General features: G+C 35.3%; 28 protein-coding genes. All 28 read left to right on the top strand.

The features are described 5' to 3' along the window. The first annotated feature begins 7 nt into the window (after positions 1–7). The 28 genes from sucD (at position 8) to fliP (ending at position 25,686) form a co-directional block, all read left to right on the top strand. Positions 8–910 carry a succinate--CoA ligase subunit alpha gene (gene sucD / locus ACTSKG_RS05895; RefSeq protein ID WP_464757213.1) on the top strand — a complete coding sequence of 301 codons (903 nt, stop codon included), beginning with the start codon at positions 8–10 and terminating at the stop codon, positions 908–910. A 60-nt stretch (positions 911–970) separates the two neighbouring features. Further along, positions 971–1,876, top strand: coding sequence for a DNA-processing protein DprA (gene dprA / locus ACTSKG_RS05890; RefSeq protein ID WP_464757212.1), 906 nt, complete (start codon positions 971–973; stop codon positions 1,874–1,876). A 104-nt stretch (positions 1,877–1,980) separates the two neighbouring features. After that, positions 1,981–4,056 (top strand): type I DNA topoisomerase, encoded by a 2,076-nt coding sequence (gene topA, locus ACTSKG_RS05885; RefSeq protein ID WP_464757211.1) that lies wholly within the window; start codon positions 1,981–1,983, stop codon positions 4,054–4,056. Between the two features lie 18 nt (positions 4,057–4,074). After that, entirely contained in the window at positions 4,075–5,385 is a 1,311-nt protein-coding gene (gene trmFO / locus ACTSKG_RS05880) for an FADH(2)-oxidizing methylenetetrahydrofolate--tRNA-(uracil(54)-C(5))-methyltransferase TrmFO (protein ID WP_464757210.1), read from the top strand. Positions 5,386–5,457: 72 nt separating this feature from the next. Continuing rightward, positions 5,458–6,351 carry a tyrosine recombinase XerC gene (gene xerC, locus ACTSKG_RS05875; RefSeq protein ID WP_464757209.1) on the top strand — a complete coding sequence of 298 codons (894 nt, stop codon included), beginning with the start codon at positions 5,458–5,460 and terminating at the stop codon, positions 6,349–6,351. Between the two features lie 164 nt (positions 6,352–6,515). Continuing rightward, complete coding sequence (hslV, locus tag ACTSKG_RS05870; protein WP_387579779.1) at positions 6,516–7,070, top strand: ATP-dependent protease subunit HslV; 555 nt, start codon at positions 6,516–6,518, stop codon at positions 7,068–7,070. Next, entirely contained in the window at positions 7,067–8,461 is a 1,395-nt protein-coding gene (hslU, locus tag ACTSKG_RS05865; RefSeq protein ID WP_464757208.1) for an ATP-dependent protease ATPase subunit HslU, read from the top strand. Before hslV ends, hslU begins: the two co-directional genes overlap by 4 nt. A gap of 83 nt (positions 8,462–8,544) precedes the next feature. Further along, positions 8,545–9,324: a GTP-sensing pleiotropic transcriptional regulator CodY gene (gene codY / locus ACTSKG_RS05860; RefSeq protein WP_464757207.1), complete on the top strand. Its 780-nt coding sequence runs from the start codon at positions 8,545–8,547 to the stop codon at positions 9,322–9,324. A gap of 841 nt (positions 9,325–10,165) precedes the next feature. Then, positions 10,166–10,558: a flagellar basal body rod protein FlgB gene (gene flgB / locus ACTSKG_RS05855; RefSeq protein WP_464757206.1), complete on the top strand. Its 393-nt coding sequence runs from the start codon at positions 10,166–10,168 to the stop codon at positions 10,556–10,558. A gap of 2 nt (positions 10,559–10,560) precedes the next feature. After that, the gene (flgC, locus tag ACTSKG_RS05850) at positions 10,561–11,022 is read left to right on the top strand and encodes a flagellar basal body rod protein FlgC (RefSeq protein WP_464757205.1); all 462 of its coding nucleotides are present in this window, start codon (positions 10,561–10,563) and stop codon (positions 11,020–11,022) included. A gap of 24 nt (positions 11,023–11,046) precedes the next feature. Then, positions 11,047–11,352, top strand: a complete 306-nt coding sequence (gene fliE, locus ACTSKG_RS05845; protein WP_464757204.1) for a flagellar hook-basal body complex protein FliE — start codon at positions 11,047–11,049, stop codon at positions 11,350–11,352. Between the two features lie 57 nt (positions 11,353–11,409). Further along, positions 11,410–12,999 carry a flagellar basal-body MS-ring/collar protein FliF gene (gene fliF / locus ACTSKG_RS05840; RefSeq protein ID WP_464757203.1) on the top strand — a complete coding sequence of 530 codons (1,590 nt, stop codon included), beginning with the start codon at positions 11,410–11,412 and terminating at the stop codon, positions 12,997–12,999. A gap of 13 nt (positions 13,000–13,012) precedes the next feature. After that, positions 13,013–14,026, top strand: coding sequence for a flagellar motor switch protein FliG (gene fliG, locus ACTSKG_RS05835; protein WP_387579794.1), 1,014 nt, complete (start codon positions 13,013–13,015; stop codon positions 14,024–14,026). After that, positions 14,010–14,789, top strand: coding sequence for a flagellar assembly protein FliH (fliH, locus tag ACTSKG_RS05830; RefSeq protein WP_464757202.1), 780 nt, complete (start codon positions 14,010–14,012; stop codon positions 14,787–14,789). The genes fliG and fliH overlap by 17 nt, the downstream gene beginning before the upstream one ends. 5 nt (positions 14,790–14,794) lie before the next feature. Further along, positions 14,795–16,117 (top strand): flagellar protein export ATPase FliI, encoded by a 1,323-nt coding sequence (gene fliI, locus ACTSKG_RS05825; RefSeq protein ID WP_464757201.1) that lies wholly within the window; start codon positions 14,795–14,797, stop codon positions 16,115–16,117. A 2-nt stretch (positions 16,118–16,119) separates the two neighbouring features. Continuing rightward, positions 16,120–16,569, top strand: a complete 450-nt coding sequence (gene fliJ, locus ACTSKG_RS05820) for a flagellar export protein FliJ (RefSeq protein ID WP_464757200.1) — start codon at positions 16,120–16,122, stop codon at positions 16,567–16,569. An 8-nt stretch (positions 16,570–16,577) separates the two neighbouring features. Further along, positions 16,578–17,177 (top strand): MotE family protein, encoded by a 600-nt coding sequence (locus ACTSKG_RS05815; protein ID WP_464757199.1) that lies wholly within the window; start codon positions 16,578–16,580, stop codon positions 17,175–17,177. A 28-nt stretch (positions 17,178–17,205) separates the two neighbouring features. Further along, entirely contained in the window at positions 17,206–18,426 is a 1,221-nt protein-coding gene (locus ACTSKG_RS05810; RefSeq protein WP_464757198.1) for a flagellar hook-length control protein FliK, read from the top strand. A gap of 3 nt (positions 18,427–18,429) precedes the next feature. Beyond that, positions 18,430–19,119 carry a flagellar hook assembly protein FlgD gene (flgD, locus tag ACTSKG_RS05805; RefSeq protein ID WP_464757197.1) on the top strand — a complete coding sequence of 230 codons (690 nt, stop codon included), beginning with the start codon at positions 18,430–18,432 and terminating at the stop codon, positions 19,117–19,119. 19 nt (positions 19,120–19,138) lie between these two features. After that, a complete protein-coding gene (locus tag ACTSKG_RS05800; protein ID WP_464757195.1) occupies positions 19,139–19,519 on the top strand; it encodes a TIGR02530 family flagellar biosynthesis protein in 381 nt (126 codons plus the stop codon). Positions 19,520–19,599: 80 nt separating this feature from the next. Then, on the top strand, positions 19,600–20,880 hold the full coding sequence (locus ACTSKG_RS05795; RefSeq protein ID WP_464757194.1) for a flagellar hook-basal body complex protein: 1,281 nt from the start codon (positions 19,600–19,602) through the stop codon (positions 20,878–20,880). 257 nt (positions 20,881–21,137) lie between these two features. Further along, positions 21,138–21,359 carry a flagellar FlbD family protein gene (locus ACTSKG_RS05790; RefSeq protein ID WP_464757980.1) on the top strand — a complete coding sequence of 74 codons (222 nt, stop codon included), beginning with the start codon at positions 21,138–21,140 and terminating at the stop codon, positions 21,357–21,359. Continuing rightward, positions 21,349–21,780, top strand: coding sequence for a flagellar basal body-associated protein FliL (gene fliL, locus ACTSKG_RS05785; protein ID WP_464757193.1), 432 nt, complete (start codon positions 21,349–21,351; stop codon positions 21,778–21,780). Before ACTSKG_RS05790 ends, fliL begins: the two co-directional genes overlap by 11 nt. Positions 21,781–21,809: 29 nt before the next feature. Next, positions 21,810–22,808, top strand: a complete 999-nt coding sequence (fliM, locus tag ACTSKG_RS05780) for a flagellar motor switch protein FliM (RefSeq protein WP_464757192.1) — start codon at positions 21,810–21,812, stop codon at positions 22,806–22,808. Further along, positions 22,801–23,952 carry a flagellar motor switch phosphatase FliY gene (fliY, locus tag ACTSKG_RS05775; RefSeq protein ID WP_464757979.1) on the top strand — a complete coding sequence of 384 codons (1,152 nt, stop codon included), beginning with the start codon at positions 22,801–22,803 and terminating at the stop codon, positions 23,950–23,952. The genes fliM and fliY overlap by 8 nt, the downstream gene beginning before the upstream one ends. 19 nt (positions 23,953–23,971) lie before the next feature. Further along, positions 23,972–24,334, top strand: coding sequence for a response regulator (locus ACTSKG_RS05770; RefSeq protein ID WP_464757191.1), 363 nt, complete (start codon positions 23,972–23,974; stop codon positions 24,332–24,334). A gap of 4 nt (positions 24,335–24,338) precedes the next feature. After that, positions 24,339–25,028, top strand: coding sequence for a flagellar biosynthetic protein FliO (locus ACTSKG_RS05765; RefSeq protein ID WP_464757190.1), 690 nt, complete (start codon positions 24,339–24,341; stop codon positions 25,026–25,028). Next, complete coding sequence (gene fliP, locus ACTSKG_RS05760; RefSeq protein ID WP_464757189.1) at positions 25,021–25,686, top strand: flagellar type III secretion system pore protein FliP; 666 nt, start codon at positions 25,021–25,023, stop codon at positions 25,684–25,686. Before ACTSKG_RS05765 ends, fliP begins: the two co-directional genes overlap by 8 nt. The last annotated feature ends 10 nt before the right edge of the window (positions 25,687–25,696 follow it).

Here is a 25,696-nt window from a genome sequence, read left to right as displayed (position 1 = left end):
ACATAAAGTGGGCGTATATATTAATAAAGATACGAAAGTAATCGTTCAAGGAATTACGGGCTCAACTGCTCTTTTCCATACAAAACAAATGCTTGAATATGGTACTAAAATCGTTGCTGGGGTTACACCTGGTAAAGGTGGTACTGAAGTTGAAGGCGTTCCAGTTTTCAATACAGTAGAAGACGCTGTAAAAGCAACTGGCGCAAACGTTTCTGTCATCTATGTACCAGCTCCTTTTGCTGCTGATGCAATTTTGGAAGCGGTAGATGCTGAACTAGATATGACAATCTGTATTACAGAACATATCCCAGTGTTAGACATGGTTAACGTGAAACGTTACATGGAAGGTAAGAAAACTCGTTTAGTAGGACCTAACTGTCCAGGTGTTATTACTGCAGATGAATGTAAAATTGGTATTATGCCAGGATATATTCATACAAAAGGTCATGTAGGAGTTGTATCACGTTCTGGTACATTAACTTATGAAGCGGTTCATCAGTTAACACAAGCTGGTATCGGTCAAACAACTGCTGTAGGTATTGGTGGGGATCCGGTAAATGGTACTAACTTTATCGATGCTTTAACTGCTTTTAATGCAGATGAAGAAACTTATGCCGTTGTTATGATTGGTGAGATTGGTGGTACTGCTGAAGAAGAAGCAGCAGCATGGATCAAAGCTAATATGACAAAACCTGTAATTGGATTCATCGGCGGTCAAACAGCTCCAGAAGGAAAACGTATGGGTCACGCTGGTGCAATTATCTCTGGTGGACAAGGTACAGCTGAAGGTAAAATCAAAGCTATGAAAGATGCAGGAATGAAAGTTGCTGCTACACCATCTGTTATTGGTGAGACTTTAATTGAAGCTATTAAAGAAGCAGGTCTTTACGACGCTTGTAAAACACATTAATATAAGAGTACGGCACATCTAATGGTGTTGCCGTACTTTTTTATATAAAGGAGGAGCATATTGAAGAATAAAGACGAACAGTGGCTTAACCGTTTTTTAGCTTTACATTATGTATTTCCTGTACCAATGAACAAACTACAACCTCTAATTGAATACAATCCCACATTAGCTCAGTTAGAAAAGATTCAGTCTAATTTACTTTCTGGTATTCTCCATATTTCACATAATCGTGCGATACAGTTACAAGAAATGTATAAAAAATTTGTAGAAACCCCATTTCTTCAAATCTATGAAAAACACCAAATAACCCCAATAATTTATACCGATCCCATGTATCCGCTAAGTTTAAAAAATCTTTATGATCCTCCAGCAGTGCTGTATGCAAAGGGAGATATTAAGCTATTAAATATACAAAAAAAGCTTGCAATTATTGGTTCTCGTGAAGCAACCGATTATTCTCGACAAAGTATAGAAAAAATTTTACCACCTTTAATTGATAACAATTTTGTTATTATTAGTGGTCTTGCAAAAGGTACGGATACTTTGGCACATGAAATAACGATAAATCATGGAGGAAAGACAATTGCAGTATTGGGTACAGGGTTATTCCATGTTTATCCAAAACAAAATGAAGAATTAGCAAAGATTATGTCAAAAAACCAATTATTATTAACCGAATATCCTCCTTATATGACACCTAAAAAGTGGAATTTTCCGATGAGAAATCGAATTATTAGTGGTTTATCCCAAGGGGTACTAATTACAGAAGCGAAAGAAAAAAGTGGGACAGTTTCTACGATGGAACATGCTCTAGAAAATGGGAAAGAAGTATTTGCGATCCCAGGATCCATTCATTCTCCTCTGTCAAAAGGACCTCATCTTCTCATATTGGAAGGGGCTAAACCCATTTGGAACGGATATCAAATTCTTGAAGAATTATGTGAAAATGAACAAATAAACAAATAAATAAATGAAAAGCCTTGCAATTGTAGGAAATGTGTTATACATTTTGCAACAGGTATTTCTTTTGAAGCAAAATGCGGAGTTACCCTCTATAAGGAGGCATATTTATGTCGGATTACTTAGTTATTGTGGAATCGCCTGCAAAGGCAAAAACAATTGAACGTTATCTTGGAAAAAAATATAAAGTGAAGGCATCCATCGGACATGTTATAGATTTACCGAGAAGTAAGATGGGTGTAGATGTCGAAAATGATTACGAACCAAAATATATTACAATTAGAGGAAAAGGTCCCGTTTTACAAGATTTGAAAAATGCTGCAAAAAAAGCGAAAAAAATCTATCTCGCAGCTGACCCCGACAGAGAAGGAGAAGCAATTGCTTGGCATCTGGCAAAGGCTTTAAATGTTGATCTCGATTCTGAATGCCGAGTAGTTTTTAATGAAATTACAAAAGATGCTATATTAGAATCCTTTAAACATCCACGACCGATTGATATGGACTTAGTAGATGCCCAACAGGCAAGAAGAATATTAGATCGTCTGGTAGGTTATAATATTAGCCCTATTCTATGGAAGAAAGTGAAAAAAGGTCTCTCAGCTGGTAGAGTTCAATCTGTCGCATTAAGATTAATTATTGACCGAGAAAATGAAATAAACAATTTCGTTCCAGAAGAATATTGGACAATTGAAGGCCAGTTTGACAAAAACAAAAAAGCATTTGATGCGCTGTACTATGGCACAGAAAAAGATAAAGCAAAACTTTCAAATGAAAATGACGTAAAAGAAGTTATGAATGTTATAAAAGGTAAAAAGTTTGAAGTTACAAATGTAGTGAAAAAAGAAAGAAAGAGAAATCCAGCTTCATCTTTCACTACCTCCTCTCTTCAACAAGAAGCTGCACGTAAACTTAACTTTCGTGCAAGAAAAACAATGATGCTAGCACAACAACTATATGAAGGTATTGATTTAGGGAAAAAGGAAGGAACTGTTGGTTTAATTACTTATATGCGTACAGATTCTACTAGAATCTCTGAATCTGCAAAAACAGATGCACATGAATTCATTAAAAATGAATATGGTGTGGAATATATAACGAGTAAGAAAGAAGAAAAACAATCTAAGAAAGCGCAAGATGCGCATGAAGCTGTCAGACCGACAAGTATCTTGAGAACGCCAGAACAGTTAAAAAGTATACTTTCGAAAGATTTATTTCGATTATACAAACTAATATGGGAGCGTTTTATCGCTAGTCAAATGGCTCCTGCAATACTAGATACAGTTGCGGTGGATTTGAAAAATGGAGAAGCTATTTTCCGTGCTAACGGATCGCAAGTAAAGTTCCCTGGATTTATGAAATTATATGTGGAAGGTTCCGACGACCAAACAGAGGACAAAGATAAGTTGTTACCTGTTCTAGAAGTTGGGGATAAAGTGAATGCACTTTCCATTGAGCCAAAACAACATTTTACTCAGCCACCACCAAGATATTCAGAGGCGAGATTAGTAAAAACGCTTGAAGAACTTGGTATAGGTAGACCATCTACGTACGCTCCAACGCTCGATACTATTCAAAAAAGAGGCTATGTTGCGTTAGAAACAAAACGCTTTGTGCCAACCGAGCTTGGGACGATTGTACATCAGCTTGTGTTAGAGTTTTTCCCTAATGTTTTGGATATCGAGTTTACAGCACAAATGGAAAAAGATTTAGATAGTGTAGAAGAAGGACAAGTTAAATGGGTTCAAGTAATCGATGGGTTTTATCAGGACTTTGCGAAACATGTGGAGCATGCAGATGCTGAAATGGAGAAAATCGTAATAAAAGATGAACCAACCGGAGAAGATTGTGAAAATTGCGGCTCTCCAATGGTTTATAAACTAGGACGATTTGGCAAGTTTATGGCTTGCAGTAATTTTCCTGAATGTAGGAATACGAAGGCAATAGTTAAAGAAATCGGTGTTCCTTGTCCATCTTGTGGAGAAGGACAGATTGTTGAACGTAAAAGTAAAACAAAACGAATCTTTTATGGTTGCGATCGATATCCTACATGTGATTTTGTATCATGGGATAAACCTATAAATAGACCATGTCCAAAATGTAGTGAGATGCTTGTTGAAAAGAAATTGAAAAAAGGTATACAAATTCAATGTGTTTCTTGTGATTACAAAGAAGATCCACAGAGTTAAAAGAAAGAAGGATTTTAAATGACTGAAATAGTAAATGTGATTGGTGCAGGACTTGCAGGAAGCGAGGCTGCTTGGCAAATTGCAAAGCGGGGTATAAAAGTACGTCTTTTTGAAATGCGACCTGTTAAACAAACACCAGCACATCATACAGATAAATTTGCAGAGTTAGTTTGTTCTAATTCACTCCGTGCAAATAATTTAACAAACGCTGTGGGAGTTATTAAAGAAGAAATGCGTATGTTGGATTCACTTATTATTCAATCTGCAGACAATAGTTGTGTCCCTGCCGGTGGTGCACTAGCAGTTGACAGACATGATTTTGCTGGAAGAGTTACGGATACGATTCGAAATCATCCTTTAATCGAAATTGTAAATGAAGAAGTTACTGACATTCCGGAAGGTATAACTGTTATTGCAACAGGACCTTTAACTTCCCCTGCATTAGCAGAAAAAGTGAAGGAATTAACTGGACAGGATTATTTGTACTTTTATGATGCTGCAGCTCCAATAGTAGAAAAAGACAGTATCAATATGGACAAAGTTTACTTGAAATCCCGTTACGATAAAGGAGAAGCAGCTTACTTAAACTGTCCAATGTCAGAAGAAGAGTTTAATCGTTTTTATGATGCTCTTGTAGCGGCAGAGGTTGTTCCATTAAAAGAATTTGAAAAAGAAATCTACTTCGAAGGATGTATGCCAGTTGAGGTAATGGCTGGGAGAGGTAGAAAAACGTTATTATTCGGACCAATGAAACCAGTGGGTCTCGAAGATCCGAAAACAGGGAAGCGTCCATATGCAGTTGTGCAATTAAGACAAGATGATGCTGCTGGCACACTTTATAATATCGTTGGGTTTCAAACGCATTTAAAATGGGGACCACAAAAAGAAGTATTGCAATTAATTCCAGGCTTAGAAAACGTAGAGATTGTTCGATTTGGAGTTATGCATCGAAATACTTTCATTAATTCACCAACTGTATTACAGCCCACATATCAATTAAAAGCAAATCATCAAATCTTCTTTGCAGGGCAAATGACTGGAGTAGAAGGTTATGTAGAATCTGCAGGAAGTGGACTACTTGCCGGTATTAACGCAGCTAAGCTTGCAAAAGGGGAAGAATTAATCGTACTCCCTAGAGAAACCGCTCTTGGTAGTATGGCGAGATATATTACTGAAGCTGATCCAAAAAATTTCCAGCCAATGAATATTAACTTTGGCTTATTTCCCGAGTTGCAACCAAAAGTTAGAGATAAAAAAGTAAGAACCGAGCAATTAGCTAATCGTGCACTTACAACAATTCAAAATTTTGTGAAAAATACATCGATTTAATTGCTTTAAGCCTCTAAAAATTGGTATACTTTTAGAGGCTTTTACTATGGAAATAGAATTGGAGTTGTTTGGATGATTGGATTAGTTGAACTACACTCGTTTATTGATTATATTCAATTAGAGAAAAATTACTCGAATCTTACTGTCCATGAATATGAAAAAGATATTGAAAACTTTTTACTCTTTCTGGAAAAAGAAGGTGTAAGTCATTTAAATGACGTAGAATATGTTCATGCAAGATTATATGTAACAGCTCTTTATGAAAAAAAATTAGCGAGAACATCTATCTCAAGAAAAATTTCTTCCATACGTTCTTTTTACAGATTTCTTCATAAAGAATACAATATTCGTGAAGAAGCCTTTCGCTCTTTGTATCATCCGAAAAAAGAGGAGCTATTACCACATTTTTTTTATGAAGAAGAGATGGAACAACTATTCGAAGGAAATAAAGGAACAGACCTACTGTCCATACGAAATATGGCCTTATTGGAACTATTATATGCTACAGGAATACGAGTAAGTGAACTTATTTCAATCGAAATGAGTCATATAGATAAGAGTTATGGGATTATTCGAGTTATGGGAAAAGGTAGAAAAGAGCGATATGTTCCTGTTGGAGATTATGCCTTATTAGCAGTGGAAGAATATGTGGAAAAAAGCAGACCAAAATTAATGAAGTCAACATCTCATCCGTTTCTTTTTGTGAATAGTAGAGGCGATCATTTATCTGCAAGTGGTGTTAGACATATTCTAAACGAAATGATAAAAAAAGCTTCAATGCACACGACAATCTATCCTCATATGCTCAGACATACTTTTGCTACACATTTATTAAACAATGGTGCAGATTTAAGAAGTGTGCAAGAGTTGTTAGGGCATTCCCATTTAACTTCTACACAAATTTATACACATGTTACAAAGGAACATTTAAGAAAAACGTATATGAATGCTCATCCTAGAGCATGAACCTTTTTCTTAAATGCGAGTAAGCATATGCTGAATCGAGGAGCATTGCCTAAGATCTGGCGGTAATTTTTTTGTTTTTTAAAGCTCAGGCAATTTCTGAAGCGATAAAAAAGTCTTGGCTTAAATACGCTAAGGTGAATTCGATATTTTGGGGGTAATGATATATGGCTGGAACTGGAATACATGCAACTACTATTTTTGCGGTAAGTCATAATGGAAGTCAAGCAATGGCAGGGGACGGGCAGGTCACTTTAGGAAATCAGGTAGTGATGAAACATACAGCAAAAAAAGTTAGAAGGTTATTTAATGGTCAAGTAATAGCTGGTTTTGCTGGGTCTGTTGCTGATGCCTTTACTTTATTTGAAATGTTTGAAGGGAAATTATTAGAGTATAATGGCAATCTTCAGCGCGCATCTGTTGAGTTAGCAAAGCAATGGAGAGGGGATAAAATGCTACGTCAACTAGAAGCAATGCTTTTAGTAATGGACAAAAATAATTTGTTACTTGTTTCAGGAACTGGTGAAGTAATTGAACCAGATGATGGTATACTTGCTATTGGCTCTGGAGGAAACTATGCCTTAGCAGCTGGGCGAGCATTAAAGCAATATGCAGGGGAAAAAATGACGGCTGAAGAAATTGCGAAAGCAGCATTAACAACTGCTGCAGATATTTGTGTTTTTACAAATCATCAAATAATTGTGGAGGTATTGGGTGAATGAAAGAGAATAACTTAACTCCTAAACAAATTACAGAGCATTTAAATAAATACATTGTTGGTCAAAATGCTGCAAAAAAAGCGGTAGCAGTAGCACTCCGTAATAGATATAGAAGACAATTGTTAGACGAAGATATGAAGAACGAGGTAATCCCTAAAAATATTTTAATGATTGGTCCAACAGGTGTAGGTAAAACAGAAATAGCTAGAAGAATCGCAAAGCTTACAAAAGCTCCTTTTGTAAAAGTGGAAGCAACTAAATTTACAGAAGTAGGATATGTGGGTAGAGACGTTGAATCGATGGTAAGAGACTTGGTAGAATCTGCTATTCGGATTGTTAAAGAAGAGAAAATGGAAGAAGTGAAGGAACAGGCACTAAGATTAGCGAATGATGCTATTGTGAAGCTTCTTGTTCCTTCATTAAAGAAAAAAAATGCTAATCAAAATCCTTTTGAAGCATTATTTGGAGGAAAGTCAGAAGAAGATACTTCAGAAAATGAAGATACAGAAGTACGATTGAAAAGATCCCAAATAGCAGAAGATTTAAGAGATGGTAAATTAGAAAGTGAAATTGTAACGGTAGAAGTTACAGAACAGGCTCCATCCATTTTGGATGCACTTCAAGGTGGTGGAATGGAAAGCATGGGTATGAATATGCAAGATGCGCTTTCTAGCTTAGTACCCAAGAAAAAGAAGAAAAGAAAAATGAAGGTAAAAGATGCACGGAAAGTATTAATGCATGAAGAAGCGAGCAAACTAATTGATAATGATGAATTATCTCAAATTGCTATAGAGAAAACAGAACAAACTGGAATAATATTTATTGACGAAATGGATAAGATTGCAAATCGAAGTGGAAGCAGTGCTTCTGCAGATGTTTCAAGAGAAGGCGTTCAAAGAGATATTTTACCTATTGTCGAAGGATCAACAGTAAATACGAAATACGGAGCAGTAAAAACAGATTATATCTTGTTTATAGCAGCTGGCGCATTCCATATGTCAAAGCCTTCTGATTTAATACCAGAACTTCAAGGTAGATTTCCGATTCGTGTAGAATTAGAAAAACTTACAAAAGATGATTTTGTTCGAATTTTAAAAGAACCTCAACATTCTTTAACTAAACAATATGAAGCTTTACTTCAAACAGAAGGCGTAACAATTTCATTTTCCGATGAATCAATTGAAAGAATTGGGGAAATAGCTTATGAAGTGAATCAAGAGACCGATAATATAGGAGCAAGACGACTTCATACGATTCTTGAGAAGATTTTAGAAGAACTTTCGTTTGAAGCTTCTGAAATTTCACCTGCTCATATTCAAATTACTCCTGGATATATTGACCAAAAACTTGACAATATTGTGAAAAATAAAGACTTATCGCAATTTATACTGTAATATTAAGTTTCTGCTCTTCCAAAAACAATTAAAAACCTTTAGAATATTAAAATAAATATGAAAATTAAATGGAGGATACAACAATGAATTTATTAGATAAAACAAGAAAGATTAACTCGATGCTACAAGCATCAGCAGGTAAACCTGTTAACTTTAAAGAAATGGCGTCAACATTAAGTGACGTAATTGAATGTAATGCTTTTATAGTAAGTCGTAAAGGTAAACTCCTTGGCTATGAAGTACATCAACAAATTGAAAATGAACGTATGATTAAAATGATGGAAGAACGTCAATTCCCAGAAGACTATACAAAAAATTTATTCTACGTAAATGAAACATCTTCTAATTTAGATGTGTACAATCAACATACAGTCTTCCCTGTAGAAAATCGAGAATTATTTAAAGATGGTTTAACTACAATCGTTCCGATTATTGGTGGTGGTGAACGTCTAGGTACTTTAATCCTTGGTCGTTTAAAGCAAGAATTCCATGATGATGATTTAATTCTTGGTGAATATGGTGCTACTGTTGTTGGTATGGAAATTTTACGCGAAAAATCAGAAGAAATTGAAGAGGAAGCAAGAAGTAAAGCGGTCGTTCAAATGGCGATTAATTCATTATCTTATAGTGAGTTAGAAGCAATTGAGCATATCTTTGAAGAATTAGATGGTAATGAAGGCTTGCTAGTAGCTTCTAAAATTGCTGACCGAGTTGGTATTACTAGATCTGTAATCGTAAATGCTTTACGTAAACTTGAGTCTGCTGGAGTAATTGAGTCTAGATCTCTTGGTATGAAAGGAACTTACATTAAAGTACTTAATGATAAATTCCTCGCAGAACTAGCACAACTAAAAATGAAATAAATAAGAATTTCTTATACTTTACGTAAGAGAAGTTTCAGACTGTAGGCAGACTCGAAAAATGAGTTTGACTACAGTTTTTTTTTTTTGAAAAGGTTGATTACCACTGTACTCTACCGCTTTCCATTAGGTAATGCCTCGGGAGGAGGCGCCTTTAGCCTTCCTTCCTATATCTAGCGCTATGTGCGGGGGCTCGCTGTCTCGCTAATCCCTTTTATGAATTAGAGATTCAGTTTTTAGTACACTTTCGCTCCAATCAATAGTTCAATAAATAAAAGAATATGCTTCATTAAATTAATGAACAGTTGTCCTTAAGTAAAGAGCTTCCGAAATTGTATCTTCGGAAGCTTTAAAAAAGAGTAGGAAAGTGTTTTTTCTCTAATTATCCAAACCAAAAGCATCCTGTCTTAGAAATTCCAAGGTGCGACGGACAAACATAACGCAACCGAAAAAAGTAGCTGGAAGTGACACATTCACTTCCAACTACGTAATTCGAACGGTAATAGTGGAGCAAATGTTTCGTCCAAAGCAATCGGGAATTAGTGAAGACAAGATTCAGTTAAGGGTCTACTGTGACTTTTATCGTTTGCTTAAAGTAAGACTTTTTTAGGGGTGTCAAAAATATATTTTTTAGAAAATTCTTTCTAATTAGGGTTTATGTATTACGAAATTTGGTATTTCGACAATGAATATATAAATATATCGAAAAAAAAGGAAGAATGTCCTATAAAATAATAAAAAAGAGAATAGACACTATGTTACATTTTCATTACAATTAGATTATTATGATTTTCATAGAATATTATTATAATTTTACCTTTATGAAATAGATGAGGTGTAACAATTGGGGATTTTTGGAGGAACAATTTCAAATCTAGAACGTGGCTTAGATTTTTCAGCAGTTAAACATAAAACAATTGCGCAAAATATCGCAAATGTCGACACACCAAATTATAAAGCAAAAGGTGTTAATTTTAAGGATTTTTTAAGTGATGCAAAACAATCGACAATTTCGGCTTACCGTACGAATGAGAAGCATTTTAATTTTCAAGTGCAATCCGGAACTCAAGGGGTTTATAAATATACAAATTTCAAATATAGCGAAAATGGTAACGGAGTAGATATGGATAAGGAACAAGCGAATTTGGCGACAAACCAAATTTATTATAATGCACTTGTTGACCGAATGAACAGCAAGTTAAATACATTACAAACTGTCATTAAAGGAGGTCGCTAATTATGTCGATTTTTCACGGAATGAACACTACCGCATCAGCACTAACTGCTCAACGTCTGCGGATGGATGTAATCTCTTCTAACATGTCGAATGTAGATACTACTAGATCCAAGTTAGTGAATGGTGAGTGGCAAGCGTATAGAAGAAAAACTGTTACATTCCAACCTCTTGAAGGACAATTTTCTAGTTTTTTAAATGTGGCAATGGGTAAACAGAATAAAGAAGCAGTTGGCAATGGTGTTAAAGTTTCGAATATTAAAGAAGATTTGGAAACACCATTTAAGTTAGTATATGATCCAACACATATTGATGCGAACGCAGAGGGTTATGTAGAAATGCCAAATGTAGACCCATTAAGAGAAATGGTAGATTTGATCTCTGCAACTCGGTCATATGAAGCAAATGTAACCGTATTTAATGCAAATAAGGCGATGCTAACAAAGGCTTTAGAGATTGGTAAATAGAAATGAAAGAGGGTCAAGTAAATTATGGCAATAGAATCTATTTCGTTATTAAATCCCACTCAAATAACACAAACAACATCTACTCCTAAAACTAAATCGTTTGAGGCTCAACAAAATTTTGGAGATTTCTTGAAAAGTGCAATTGAATCGGTCAACCAGGACCAAAAAACTTCAGATGTTTTAACAGAAAAGCTAATTCGTGGCGAAGATGTGGAGTTACATGACATTATGATTGCTTCACAAAAAGCAAGCATAACATTGAATACTACACTAGAAATTAGAAACAAAGTGGTTGAAGCGTATCAAGAAATAATGCGTATGCCTGTTTAAATCCTCGGTTATATATAGATATCGAGTAAAAATATTCACCATAGCCGGAGGATACTAATGAATGAACGTATAAAAAAAATGACGACTGATGTTTCTACTTTTTGGACAAGTAGGACAAAAACACAAAAAGGAACCATAATCGGAAGCGTAATTGCAGTTATTCTAATGGCTGGAATTATTACTTACTTTTCGACAAAAACTGATTTTGTGCCTTTATATTCCGATGTAGCACCTTCTGAAGTAGGAAGGATAAAAGAAACATTAGATGCACAAGGTGTGCAAAATAAAATTGCCCCCGGTGGAACATCTATTTTAGTACCTTCTAATCAAGTTGATTCGTTATTAGTGCAACTTGCTGCTGAGGGATATCCACAATCAGGGATGATAGATTATAGCTTTTTTTCTCAAAACGCTGGTTTTGGGATGACTGATAATGAGTTTAATGTGTTGAAGTTAGCTTCTACACAAACAGAACTTGCTAATTTGATAAAAGGTATAAAAGGGGTTAAAGATGCAAAAGTAATGATTTCGTTACCTGAGGAGAGCGTGTTTCTATCTCAAAGTAATGGAAAAGCAAGTGCTTCAATTGTCTTAAATACAGAACCTGGATATCAATTTACAGATGCACAAATTCAGTCTCTATATAACTTAGTTTCCAAATCAGTTCCTAACTTATCGACAGAAGATATCGTCATTACAAATCAGTATTTTGAATACTTCGATCTTCAAACGGCAAACTCTCATACAACTGGAGCAAACGCTGGTGATCAAATGTCGATAAAAAAGTCGATCGAGCGTGATTTGCAAAGACAAGTACAAACAATGTTAAGTACATTAATGGGACAAGATAAAGTAGTGGTTTCTGTTACAACGGATATCGATTTCAAACAAGAAAATAGAGAAGAAAACTTAGTGGAACCAGTAGATGTTGAAAATATGTCTGGTATTCAAATAAGTGCCCAACATATTTCTGAAACATTTACAGGTACGAATCCGGTTGCTGGTGGAACACCCCAAGCGCAAGATGCAACAGACAACTTTACAAATTATGTATCAGGTTCCGATGCGAATGGTGACTATGAGAGAAAAGAAGATACATTAAATAGTGACGTTAATCGCATTCGAAAAGAAATTGTAGAAAGTCCTTATAAAATTAGAGATATTGGAATCCAAGTAATGGTAGAACCTCCAAATCCAAAGGATATTACGTCAATGCCTAATGGTGTACAAGGCGATATTGAACAAATTCTTGCAACTATTATTCGTACTTCGATCGATAAAGGAGAAGCAGGAAATTTATCAGAACAACAATTGAAAGAGAAAATTGTTGTCTCAGTGCAACCATTTAACGGTAAAGCGAACATGGTTACGGCAACTAGTCCTGTTATTCCATGGTGGGCTTACGTAATTGGTGGCATTCTATTAGTTGCAATTATTCTATTAGTAGTCTTTATTATTCGTTCTAGAAGAAACGAAGAGGAAGAGCTAGAGATATTAGAAGAACAAAGAGAAGAACTGAAAATTGATGATATAAATGATGAAAAAGAAACAGAAGCTACATTAAGACGTAAACAACTTGAAAAAATGGCGAAAGATAAGCCAGAAGATTTCGCTAAATTGTTACGTACTTGGATAGCAGAGGATTGATGGAGGGACGGCTATGGTGAAAAAGGATAAAGAACTTAGTGGTAAACAAAAAGCCGCGCTCTTATTAATTTCTCTCGGACCTGAAGTGTCTGCTTCTATTTATAAACATTTAAATGAAGAAGAAATCGAGCGTTTAACATTAGAAATCTCAGGTGTAAAAAAAGTGGAACCTGAAATAAAGGAAGACATAATTGAAGAGTTTCATAATATTGCTCTGGCTCAAGATTATATATCCCAAGGTGGTATAGGATATGCCAAAACGGTTTTAGAGAAAGCACTTGGAACAGATCATGCACAAGCAATTATTAATCGCTTGACATCTTCGCTCCAAGTACGTCCATTTGACTTTGCAAGAAGAGCTGAACCGTCTCAATTATTTAATTTTATACAAAATGAACATCCTCAAACAATTGCGCTTATTTTATCTTATTTAGAAGCGCAACAAGCAGGTATTATTCTCTCGTCGTTACCTCAAGAGGTACAAGCGGATATTGCCAAACGCATTGCAACAATGGATTCTACTTCACCTGAAGTAATTAGTGAAATTGAATCTGTGCTAGAACGTAAGTTATCTTCGACTGTTACACAAGATTACACGGAGACAGGTGGCGTAGATGCAGTTGTTGAAGTGTTGAATGGTGTTGACCGAACAACTGAAAAAACAATTTTGGATGCTTTAGAAATTCAAGATCCAGAACTTGCAGAAGAAATTAAGAAAAGAATGTTTGTATTTGAAGATATTGTTACACTTGATAATCGCTCTATTCAAAGAGTTATTCGTGATTGTGAAAATGAAGACCTATTACTCTCAATGAAAGTGTCAAGTGAAGAAGTGAAAGATGTAATTTTCCGTAATATGTCAACAAGAATGGCGGATACATTTAAAGAAGAAATGGAAATAATGGGTCCTGTAAGATTACGTGATGTTGAAGAAGCGCAAACACGTATAGTTTCTGTCATTAGAAGATTAGAAGACGCAGGAGAAATAATCATCGCTCGTGGTGGAGGAGATGACATTATTGTCTAGGATTTTCCGAAACGTTCATATGAACGAAGATAGTGAAAAAACAAAATCTATTCAAATAAAAGATCTCCAATTTACTAAAAAAGTGGATGAGGACCGACCGCTTTCGCTTGAATTGTTGCTAAAAGAAAGAGATCAAATGATTCTCGAAGCAGAACAGCATATTAATTCGAAAAAAGCAGAACTGGTAAATAATATAGAACAAAACAAGCAATATATTGAAGCTCAATTAAGAACGTGGGAAGAACAAAAATTAGCTTTTCAACAGGCAGCATATGATGAAGGCTTTAACCAAGGTTTAGAAGAAGGAAGAAACAAAGCACAAGCAGATATGCTACATGCAATAACAACTGCGAATGAAACAATGCAAATTGCACATAAAAATGCATCCGACTATTTACAACACCAGGAACAAGTTATTTTAGAGCTTGCCATTCGTTCAGCGGAACGGATAATTGGAATAAAATTGGAAGATGACGAAGAACTTTTTTTATCGATTGTGAAAAGAGGATTAAAAGAGGCAAGAGAGATGAAAGAGATAAAGCTTTATGTTTCTCCTACTTACTTCACATTAGTATCAAGTAATCGAGAAGAACTCGCTTCCATTTTTCCAGTAGATGTTCCATTTATGATTTTCGAAAATGAAGATATGAACACAACTGATTGTTATATAGAAACAAACCATGGAAGAATTGTGGCTAGTATTGATGAACAACTACATGAATTACGACAAAAGTTAGTTGATATTCTAGATAGTCTGGAGTGAATGTGATGAAGGCAATCGATTTAATTCAACAAATACCAGTACTTACAACCTTTAAAAAATATGGTCGTGTGAATCGAGTTGTTGGATTAATGATTGAATCACAAGGACCAGAAAGTTCTATCGGAGATGTTTGTAAAATACACATTCACTCTTCGAAAAATGGGCATTCAGTAATACTTGCTGAAGTAGTCGGTTTTAAAGAAGAAATAGTTGTATTAATGCCTTATACAAATATTAGAGAAATATCAACAGGTTGTTTAGTAGAAGGTACAAATAGACCACTTGAAGTAAAGGTTGGTTCAGATTTAATCGGAAAAGTACTGGATTCAATGGGCAACCCTATTGATGGTTCCATGTTACCTAAAGGATTAATGACAGTAGGTACTGAAAAAGATCCACCTAATCCTTTAACAAGACCACCAATTGATGAACAAATTGAAGTTGGGGTCAAGGCTATTGATGGAATGTTAACAGTTGGAAAAGGACAAAGAGTAGGTATATTTGCGGGATCCGGTGTTGGAAAAAGTACACTACTTGGAATGATAGCCAGAAATACAAATGCAGATTTAAATGTTATTGCACTTATTGGGGAACGAGGAAGAGAAGTTCGCGAATTTATCGAAAGAGATTTAGGTAAAGAAGGATTAGAGCGTTCTATCGTGATTGCCGCTACCTCCGACCAACCAGCTTTAATGCGAATAAAAGGAGCTTTTACTGCAACAGCTATTGCCGAATATTTCCGCGATAAAGGATTGAACGTAATGCTTATGATGGACTCTGTTACACGTGTTGCAATGGCTCAGCGAGAAATAGGATTAGCAGTTGGAGAACCTCCTGCTACGAGAGGATATACTCCATCGGTATTTTCGATATTACCTAAATTATTAGAACGTACGGGCACCAATGAACATGGATCAATTACAGCTTTTTATACAGTTTTAGTTGATGGTGATGATATGAATGAACCAATTGCGGATACTGTTAGAGGTATTTTAGACGGACATATCGTTCTTGATCGAGCGCTTGCCAATAAAGGTCAATATCCAGCCATAAATGTATTAAAAAGTATAAGTCGTTTAATGAATCATATTTCAGATGAAAATCATATAAAAGCAGCGGAGCGTTTACGTGATTTGTATTATACCTACAACAAGTCAGAAGACTTAATAAATATTGGGGCATATAAGCGAGGAACTTCTAAAGAAATCGATGAGGCCATACAATACGAGCCTCTAATAACGTCCTTCCTAAAACAAGGATATTTAGACAAAGTATCGCTTAACTCAACTGTAAATGAACTAGTTAGTTTATCTAATGGTGGTGTTTAACGATGGTTGCATATCAATATAAATTCGCCAAAGTACTAAAAGTGCGTGAACAAGAAAAAACGGAGACAGAGTTAGCATACAAAGAATCTGTCTTGGCATTTGAACTAGTGGCTACAGAGTTATACAATCTTCTGAAGAAAAAAGAAGACACCTTAGATGAACAAAATATTCATTTAACACAAGGTTTATCTATTGATCATATTCACCACTTTTCAAACTATTTAGATGGATTGCAAAAAAGAATTGATAGAGTACAAAAAGAAGTAATACAAGCTCGTTCTAAAATGAATTGGTTTGAAGAGAGACTGTTAGAAAAGTCACTTGAGGTTCGTAAGTTTGAAAAGATAAAGGAAAAAGACTATGAACTTTTTCAACAAGAACAACATAGAGTTGAAACGATTCAATTAGATGAGATTTCATCTTTAAAGTTTCAAAACAAAGAGATTAGGTGAGTAAAAGCATGGCTAAACGGAACAAATCAAGTAAAAGCATGGAGAAAGCAATTGATGATTCTAAAGGTATAAGCAAAGTGAAAATGTTTTTTTATTGGTTTATCATTCCCTTTTTATTTACTTTATTTATTCTCTTACTTGTTGCGCAACTAACAAATATTAATGTTTTTGAAAAAGCAAAAGAAATAACTGGTGTAGGACAACCTCAAGTAGTAACAGAAGATATAAAAACAGGACGTTTAGAAAAAAAAGTTGTTTCTCTACAAGCTGAAATTCAAGAAAGAGAAGCACAAATTGATAAATTACAAATAGAGTTAGACAATTCATCGAAAACAAATGAGAATTTACTAATTGAACAACAAAGATTACTAGACGAGATTGAGAATCTTAAGCGTGAACAAACAAGCACAAAGAAAGAGTATTCTTCTATTGTTTCTACCTTCGAAAAGATGTCTGCTAAAACAGCAGCTCCAGTTCTTACAAAAATGAGCGATGCAGAAGCTTTGCGAATTTTAACAAGTTTAAAACCAGATACTGTAGCACAAATTTTCGAAAAAATGACACCAGAATCAGCTGCTAAGTATACAGAGTTAATGACAAAGCAATAACTGTTCCAACTTGAAGGGAGGTGAAATATTGAATATCGCAGTTACTATAAACATGGGGAATAATATAGCAGTTCAACCAAAAGAACAGCAACAAATTCCTACTCAAGACAACCAACAGTTTGGAAATGTTTTTGGATTGATGCTATTGAATCAGCAGATGCAGCAACCAGTTACTATATTACCAAACGAATCCCAACAAAATCTTACTCAAGAATTATCTTCTCTTTTAAATGCAGATTCTATGAAAGAAGTAGAGACTTTATTGGGAGCCAAAGAACTATCGGTGAATCCGAAAGAACTAAAAGAGTTATTAAATAAACTTTTAGGAGAAGAAACGGAAACAAAAGAGGATCTTACAGAATCGAATATTTGGGATTTATTAGCAGGGATAAGTGAACAAGCTAGCCAACTCACAGACACAATAGTACAGTCTTTAAATGGACTAGGTACAGCCACTCCAGTTGAAGCAAAAGAAGCAGTACAATTACTAAAAGTTGTGCAAATGATTGGGAAGAAATCCGATTTGACGTTAAATCAAGAATCTACATTATTTGATATAAATCAATTAGTAGATGATTTAAAAGAAGCGTTTTCTAAAAATGTTCCAAGTGAAAGTAGTCAGATACCTTTTAGTGAGACAAAAACGTTAACTTTGGATCAAGCAATGAAACCGGTAATACAACATTTTGTTATTAAGCAAGTAACTTCTCCTACCGAGACAGTTATGGAGAAAAAAGAAGTTACTACTAATGTACAAGGTCAAGCATCAAACATAGTACAAACAAAAGTAGAAACCATCACAGTTACCTTGCCTACAGAAAAACCCGCACAATCTGAAGAATTTATGAAAGAGTTACAAAAAGTAATGAATCGTATACAGTTTGGTCAAGTGGGTGGAGCAAACAGATTAGTTATTAAGCTTTATCCTGAACAGCTTGGAACGATTCGAATTGAATTAATACAAAAAAATGGAATGCTTACAACTAAAATACTTGCGTCAACAGCACTTGGAAAAGATATGTTAGATTCGCATTCTAACCAATTAAGACAAGGATTAGTCAACCAGAACATTCAAGTTGATAAACTCGAAATTACACAAGCATTACAGGATTCAGCAAGACAAGAACGAAACCAAAATTTCCAAGATACATTTAGACAACAACAACAGCAAGAGAATCAAGAAAATAGTAAAGACGATACAGAAGAGACTTCTACTTTCGGAGACTTTTTAAAAGAAATGGAGGTTTAGTAAATGGCTGAAATGAATGCAATTACAAGCAATATGTACTTGTCCAATAAAGCTCCTAAAACTGCAACAACCGGAAATAGTACTTTAGGTAAAGATGCTTTTTTGAAAATATTAATGGCTCAATTACAAAACCAAGATCCGACAAAACCAATGGATGACTCACAGTTCATTGCACAAATGGCACAATTTTCTTCATTAGAGCAAATGACAAACTTAACAACCGCATTTGAAAAATATGCACAAGCTCAAGAACAAACTCAAATGATAGAATATAGTAATTTTGTTGGAAAACAAGTGAAGTGGCATGAATTAACGGATAAATTAGATGATAAGAAAAATCCAATAATAAATGAAGGTACTGGAACAATTTCTTCAATTAAGTTTGAAAATGGAAATGTTAAATTTACCTTAGCGGATGGAAAAGTAATTACACCTGGTAATATTTCAGAAGTAATTTCTAGTGTAGCCAATTCTAACAGCTTAGTAGAAGCAAGTATGATGATTGGGAAGACAGTAAGTTATATTCCTACAAGTACTGAAATAACTACAAACAAAGAGACTAAAACAGAAACTGGAACAAATACAGCAGTTTCAGCACAAGTAGAATCAGTATCAAAAAAAGATGGAAAAGTTGTATTTAATCTAGTTGGTGGTGCATCCATTACAGCAGATCAAATAATTTCAATTAAATAAACGAGAACGGAGATATGCAATGGACAACATTTCTATTAATCGAGTCCCTCTGCAACCAAGTATCCGTCAAAAGCTTACACCTAAACAAGTAGCTTCGTCAAAACAGTCGTTTTTAAAGCATTTACATGAAGCAACTGTAAAAAAAGAACTAAAGGTAAGCAAACATGCTAATCAGCGCCTAGCTGAAAGAAATATTCATATATCTGACGCAGAATGGCAATTGGTGAGTGAAAAAGTATCAGAAGCCCGCTCTAAAGGTGTAAATGACTCATTAGTATTGATGGATCAAGCAGCATTAATCGTAAGTGCAAAAAATGCAACGGTGATTACTGCTATGGATCGCAAGGAAGCGAAAGATCAACTATTTACAAATATCGACGGTACGATTGTACTGAACTAATAAATAGCAGGACCTGGAAAAGGATGCTATGTGCAGCTGACTGATTGACGCTAGCACGCAAATTGAAGGGAGAAAAATAAATGATTCGCTCAATGTACTCAGGTATTTCAGGTTTAAAAAACTTTCAAACAAAATTAGATGTAATTGGTAATAATATTTCCAACGTTAACACGTATGGCTTTAAAAAAGGTCGTACCATTTTCAAAGACCTAATCTCACAAACTACTTCTGGTGCTTCTGCTGCTACAGGAACGCGTGGGGGAGTAAACCCAAAACAAGTAGGTTTAGGATCGCAATTATCTGCAATTGATACAATTCACTCAGGCGGCTCATTGCAATCTACTGGAAATACATTAGACCTTGCTATTTCTGGGGATGGTTTCTTCCAAGTAGCAGATTCTACGAATGCCAATCGTGATGGGTATGTAAATCCGTTATACACTCGCGCTGGAAATTTTTATATGGATAATAATGGATACCTTGTGAATAGTGATGGTAAATTTTTGGTTGGTGGGGTTACTAAAGTTAATCCTGCTGATCTTACAGCTGCACAAACAGCAGCGAATGATTTGAAGCAGCCTGCTAAGGATGCGGCAGATGCTGCTAAGACTGCAGCGGAAGCATTAGCAGCGGCTATAAAAACTGCGAAAGCGGATTTAGATGCTGCTAAGAAAGATTTAGCAGATGCAAAGGCTACTGACCCTAATGCTGATGTGAGCGCAGAAGAGCAAGCCGTAAAAGATGCGGAACAAGCCTTAAAGGATGCAAAAGACCATACAATTGATCCTAGTGCTGCTAAAGATGCTTTTGACACAGAAAAAGCTGCCTCTGCTGCAGCAGAAGCATTAGCTGCTGCTAATGCTGCGGTTATCAATTTATCATATCCTGATGCTTTTAGTGTAGAGAGAAATTGGGAAGCTTCTGGAAACCTTAATACGGGTGGTAGCTTTTTACCTGATACGCCAATTACTGTAGGTGGTGAATATCGACCAATAAAAATACCAACAGATGCTCAAAGTATGAATATTGGTCAAGACGGTACAGTATCATTCGTTGACGCAGAAGGTACATTACGTTGGGCTGGACAACTGGTTCTAGCTAAATTCCCAAATCCGGGTGGTTTAGAAAAAGTTGGAGCAAACTATTTTAAAGATACTTCCAATTCAGGTGAGCCGATTCTGCAAACTGCTACTGAATCAGGTATGGGCTCAGTAAACTCTGGTTTCCTAGAAATGTCCAACGTTGACTTATCAGAAGAATTCACAGACATGATTGTAGCTCAACGTGGATTCCAAGCGAATACTCGTATTATTACAACATCTGACTCGATTCTAGAAGAGCTTATCAACTTAAAACGATAATTTTTTAAACAATTGGTTATGGTATGTTTCGTGGTTGATTTGATTGTAGTGAAAGGCGGCGACTCCAGCGGGATGAGTGAGACAGATGAGACATCGCAAACGACGCGAATGCGTCGGCGATGGCTCATCGCTCACCCCGCGGAAAGCGTCCGCCTGTAACGGAAATCAACAGTGTACGATAACAGATCCAATCAATTAAAAATGATTTTTGTAAGGGAGGGTTGGGCCGTTCCTTTGATGGCCCGGCCCTTATAATTATGATTAAATTAACACGTTTAAATGGCAAAGAATTTTCGTTGAATGCATTATACATAGAAACGGTTGAATCTTTTCCGGATACTACGATAACGCTCACGAATGGTCATAAGTATGTTGCGTTAGAATCTCGAGAAGAGGTAGCCGAACAAATCAATCAGTTTTATAAAGAAATACATATTTTATCGAACCCCCATATAAGAGGTGAAGAACATGAAGAGTAAAAATAAACTTCTAACCATTATGCTAATTATTTTAGTTTGCATTACATTACTTGGTGTCGTTGCATTACTAATTATTACCCAGTTAAATAAAACGGATAAAGATGCAGCACCTACAATTGATCAAATTGTTGAATCTTCTATTGATATACCTGAAATTACAACTAATTTAGCAGGGAATAAATTCATTCGATTATCATTAAAAGTTCAAGCTGATAGTCCAAAAGCTGCAGAAGAATTAACAAAACGTGATTTCCAAATTAAAAATATTATTATCACTGAACTTTCCGAGATGACTCCGCAAGACCTAGATGGAAAACAAGGAAAAGCTGCATTCCAATCATCAATAAAAACTAAAATAAACGAGTTAATGGATACTGGAGAAGTTCAACAAGTTTATATAACTTCTTATATTATTCAGTAAGATCATTTTTTTGAATGGAGGTGGGCAGATTGGCAGGAGATATATTATCTCAATCAGAAATTGATGCGTTGTTAAGCGCACTTTCAACTGGGGAAATGACCGCAGATGAGATGAAAAACGAGCAAGAATCTCGAAAAGTTAGAGTGTATGACTTTAAACGTGCGCTTCGTTTCTCCAAAGATCAGATTCGAAGTTTGACTCGAATTCATGAAAATTTTGCTCGATTATTAACTACATTTTTTTCTGCCCAATTAAGGACATATGTACAAATATCAGTAGTATCTGTTGATCAAATTCCATTTGAAGAATTTATTCGCTCGGTACCTCACATGACTCTTATTAATGTCTTTGAAGTACCGCCACTTGAGGGGAATATTTTAATGGAGATTAACCCTAATATTGCCTATACGATGTATGATTTATTAATGGGCGGAAAAGGGGGGTCATATACGAAGACAGATAGTTTAACTGAAATTGAAACAAAAATTATGACCAACCTGTTTGAGCGCTCATTTGATAATCTAAGGGAAGCTTGGGCAAACATAGCTGATATTGATCCAATATTGACCGAGCTCGAAGTAAATCCACAATTTTTACAAATGATATCTCCTAACGAAACTGTTGTAGTTATTTCATTTAATACGATTATCGGAGAAACAAGTGGAATGATAAATATTTGTATACCACATGTTGTATTAGAGCCGATTGTACCTAACTTATCTGTTCGTTATTGGATGCAAACTAATAAGAAAGAAGTTTCTCCTGAACAATTAAGAGTGTTAGAGAAACGAGTTAAATCTGCTGAAATTCCTATAGTCGCTGAACTAGGGAGAACGGATATATCCATTGAAGATTTATTGTTTTTGCAACTTGGTGATGTCATTCAATTGAATGCTAAAATTGAGGATCCTCTAATTATTCAAGTTGGGGAAATCCCTAAATTCAAAGCACAACCTGGTAAACTTAAAAAAAGGATGGCTGTACAAGTCATTGAAACTTTGAAAGGAGGAGAGGAAGATGATGAGTGATGATATGCTCTCCCAAGAAGAAATTGAGGCCCTCCTTAGAGGAACTACAATAGAAGAAGATAAAAAAACGAATGATGTAGAAGAGATTAATGTTGAGGATTATTTAGATTCCTTTGCACAAGATACGCTTGGAGAAATTGGAAATATATCATTTGGTAGTTCTGCTACAGCCTTATCATCTCTTTTAGGTCAAAAAGTAGATATTACAACCCCAAATATTGATATGATTAATAGAGCTAGATTAAAAGAAGAGTTTCCACAGCCCTATGTAGCAGTCCAAGTGCAATACACTGCTGGACTAATTGGGATGAATCTACTTGTCATTAAGCAATCAGATGCAGCGATTATTGCGGATTTGATGCTTGGTGGAGACGGAACAGACCCTAAACCAGAACTTAGTGAAATTCAATTAAGCGCTGTACAAGAAGCAATGAATCAAATGATGGGGTCAGCAGCTACTTCCATGTCAACAGTATTCAATAAAAAAGTAGATATTTCTCCTCCTTCTATAGATTTGATGAATTTAGAAGTAGATGAAGGAACAAATGCCATTCCAAATGATGATTTATTAATAAAAATATCCTTCCGTCTAAAAGTTGGTGAATTAATTGATTCAAATATCATGCAATTACTACCACTAGAGTTCGGATTGAAATTGGTTAAATCATTAATGGGAGAGGATGAAGAAGAGCAAATAGCTGCGACAATCATGGAAGAAAGAGTGGAAGTTAGCCAAATTCCAGTTGCTCAGCAACAGCAGCAAAATGATGCTCCGCCTCAAACGCAAATGCAATTTACGCAACCACGTCCCCAAGCACCGCAAGTGGAGGTTCAACATGCACAATTTGCTAGTTTTGAAGCGCCAAGTCTATCACAAAATGAATCAAGAAATTTAAATTTACTACTTGATATACCACTTCAAGTAACAGTAGAATTAGGTCGTACTAAAAGAACTGTAAAAGATATTCTAGAACTTACTAGCGGATCCATAATTGAGCTAGATAAATTAGCAGGTGAGCCAGTTGATATTCTTGTGAACAACAGACATATCGCGAAAGGTGAAGTTGTCGTAATTGATGAGAATTTTGGAGTTCGAATTACAGATATTTTAAGTCAAGCAGAACGAATTCACAATTTAAGATAAGCAATGGAGGAGTCATAACATGTCGAAAAGAATTTTAATAGTAGATGATGCAGCATTCATGCGAATGATGATCAAAGATATTTTATCAAAAAATGGTTTTGAGGTAGTAGGAGAAGCAGGAGATGGCGCTCAAGCAGTTGAAAAATATGCTGAATTAAAGCCTGACTTAGTCACAATGGATATTACTATGCCAGAGATGGACGGAATCGCCGCTCTAAAAGCAATTAAAGCAAAAGATCCAAATGCTACTATTATTATGTGTTCTGCAATGGGTCAACAAGCAATGGTAATTGATGCAATTCAAGCAGGAGCAAAAGACTTTATCGTTAAACCATTCCAAGCTGATCGGGTAATTGAAGCAATTTCAAAAGCAATAGGGTAATGAAATGATGAGGAAGTTTACCCTCGTTTATTGCATCATTTGTATATTGTTACTTATACCATACCAATTAGTGGTTCAAGCGGAAACAGATTCGAACGATACAATTTACGATACGTTTGAAAAGAAAAACAACGGGATAGACAAAGAACCTACAACAGTAGTAGATCCAGATACTAGTAATAATGTTGATATACCATCTAGTGGGATATCTATTACTGTTTGGGATTATGTGAAGATGATTTTTGCGCTATTATTTGTCATCTTACTGTTATATGGGCTATTACGATTTGTGAATAGTAGAAATAAATCTTTTCAACAAAATCAACTTATTCAAAATTTAGGTGGAGTTGGACTTGGACAAGGTAAATCTGTACAACTTCTACAAGCAGGTAACGCCTTATTACTGGTAGGCATAGGAGAAGATATTACTTTAATAAAAGAAATTACAGATCCCGAGGAAATAGCTAAACTAACGAAGATCTACGAAGATAAGCAAGACATTGGGAAGGCTGTACCTTATATATCTGAACTTTTTAGTCAATTCAAAGGTAATCTCACTTTTAAAAAAAATAGTAATGAAAAAAAAGATCCTACATTCAACGAAACGTTCCAAAAAAGATTACAAGAAATCCAAAAAGACCGTAGTGATGTATTAAAGGATTGGAAGACAAAGGAGCGCGAAGAAAATGAATGATTTCGTCCAGTTTTTTTCGGACAGTGATCCGTCAAATGTCTCCACTTCTATCAAATTAATGCTATTGCTTACGGTTTTATCTTTAGCACCTAGTATTTTAATATTAATGACTTCTTTTGCTAGAATTGTTATTATTCTTTCTTTTGTTCGAACAGCACTTGCTACACAACAAATGCCGCCGAATCAAGTGATAGTAGGTTTATCACTATTTTTAACATTTTTCGTAATGGCACCTACATTTCAAGAAGTGAACGAAAAAGCACTTACTCCTCTCTTTGATGAGAAGATTACTTTAGAGCAAGCATACGAAAATGCTAGTGGCCCGTTTAAGGAATTTATGAGTAAGCAAACAAGGCAAAAAGATTTGGAATTATTTTTACGTTATACAGAGGCGGAGCGACCAGAATCAATCGATGATATACCATTAACTGTGATGGTTCCTGCGTTTGCCTTAAGCGAGATTAAAACAGCATTTCAAATTGGATTTATGATATTTATTCCATTTTTAGTAATTGATATGATTGTTGCTAGTATTTTAATGTCTATGGGTATGATGATGCTACCGCCAGTAATGATTTCTTTACCTTTTAAAATATTATTATTTGTGTTAGTTGATGGCTGGTATTTAGTAATGAAATCGATTTTACAAAGTTTTTAGGAGCTGATTG

Source organism: Psychrobacillus syltrankelensis (genome assembly GCF_055454035.1).
This window is presented reverse-complemented; position numbering and strand designations above follow the sequence as displayed.

Bases quoted from the DNA above. Each gene is read 5' to 3' on its own strand.
- topA (WP_464757211.1), top strand. From the start codon at position 1,981: ATGTCGGATTACTTAGTTATTGTGGAATCGCCTGCAAAGGCAAAAACA.
- trmFO (WP_464757210.1), top strand. From the start codon at position 4,075: ATGACTGAAATAGTAAATGTGATTGGTGCAGGACTTGCAGGAAGCGAG.
- xerC (WP_464757209.1), top strand. From the start codon at position 5,458: ATGATTGGATTAGTTGAACTACACTCGTTTATTGATTATATTCAATTA.
- hslV (WP_387579779.1), top strand. From the start codon at position 6,516: ATGGCTGGAACTGGAATACATGCAACTACTATTTTTGCGGTAAGTCAT.
- hslU (WP_464757208.1), top strand. From the start codon at position 7,067: ATGAAAGAGAATAACTTAACTCCTAAACAAATTACAGAGCATTTAAAT.
- codY (WP_464757207.1), top strand. From the start codon at position 8,545: ATGAATTTATTAGATAAAACAAGAAAGATTAACTCGATGCTACAAGCA.
- flgC (WP_464757205.1), top strand. From the start codon at position 10,561: ATGTCGATTTTTCACGGAATGAACACTACCGCATCAGCACTAACTGCT.
- fliE (WP_464757204.1), top strand. From the start codon at position 11,047: ATGGCAATAGAATCTATTTCGTTATTAAATCCCACTCAAATAACACAA.
- fliF (WP_464757203.1), top strand. From the start codon at position 11,410: ATGAATGAACGTATAAAAAAAATGACGACTGATGTTTCTACTTTTTGG.
- fliG (WP_387579794.1), top strand. From the start codon at position 13,013: ATGGTGAAAAAGGATAAAGAACTTAGTGGTAAACAAAAAGCCGCGCTC.
- fliH (WP_464757202.1), top strand. From the start codon at position 14,010: ATGACATTATTGTCTAGGATTTTCCGAAACGTTCATATGAACGAAGAT.
- fliI (WP_464757201.1), top strand. From the start codon at position 14,795: ATGAAGGCAATCGATTTAATTCAACAAATACCAGTACTTACAACCTTT.
- fliJ (WP_464757200.1), top strand. From the start codon at position 16,120: ATGGTTGCATATCAATATAAATTCGCCAAAGTACTAAAAGTGCGTGAA.
- ACTSKG_RS05815 (WP_464757199.1), top strand. From the start codon at position 16,578: ATGGCTAAACGGAACAAATCAAGTAAAAGCATGGAGAAAGCAATTGAT.
- flgD (WP_464757197.1), top strand. From the start codon at position 18,430: ATGGCTGAAATGAATGCAATTACAAGCAATATGTACTTGTCCAATAAA.
- ACTSKG_RS05800 (WP_464757195.1), top strand. From the start codon at position 19,139: ATGGACAACATTTCTATTAATCGAGTCCCTCTGCAACCAAGTATCCGT.
- ACTSKG_RS05795 (WP_464757194.1), top strand. From the start codon at position 19,600: ATGATTCGCTCAATGTACTCAGGTATTTCAGGTTTAAAAAACTTTCAA.
- ACTSKG_RS05790 (WP_464757980.1), top strand. From the start codon at position 21,138: ATGATTAAATTAACACGTTTAAATGGCAAAGAATTTTCGTTGAATGCA.
- fliL (WP_464757193.1), top strand. From the start codon at position 21,349: ATGAAGAGTAAAAATAAACTTCTAACCATTATGCTAATTATTTTAGTT.
- fliY (WP_464757979.1), top strand. From the start codon at position 22,801: ATGAGTGATGATATGCTCTCCCAAGAAGAAATTGAGGCCCTCCTTAGA.
- ACTSKG_RS05770 (WP_464757191.1), top strand. From the start codon at position 23,972: ATGTCGAAAAGAATTTTAATAGTAGATGATGCAGCATTCATGCGAATG.
- ACTSKG_RS05765 (WP_464757190.1), top strand. From the start codon at position 24,339: ATGATGAGGAAGTTTACCCTCGTTTATTGCATCATTTGTATATTGTTA.
- fliP (WP_464757189.1), top strand. From the start codon at position 25,021: ATGAATGATTTCGTCCAGTTTTTTTCGGACAGTGATCCGTCAAATGTC.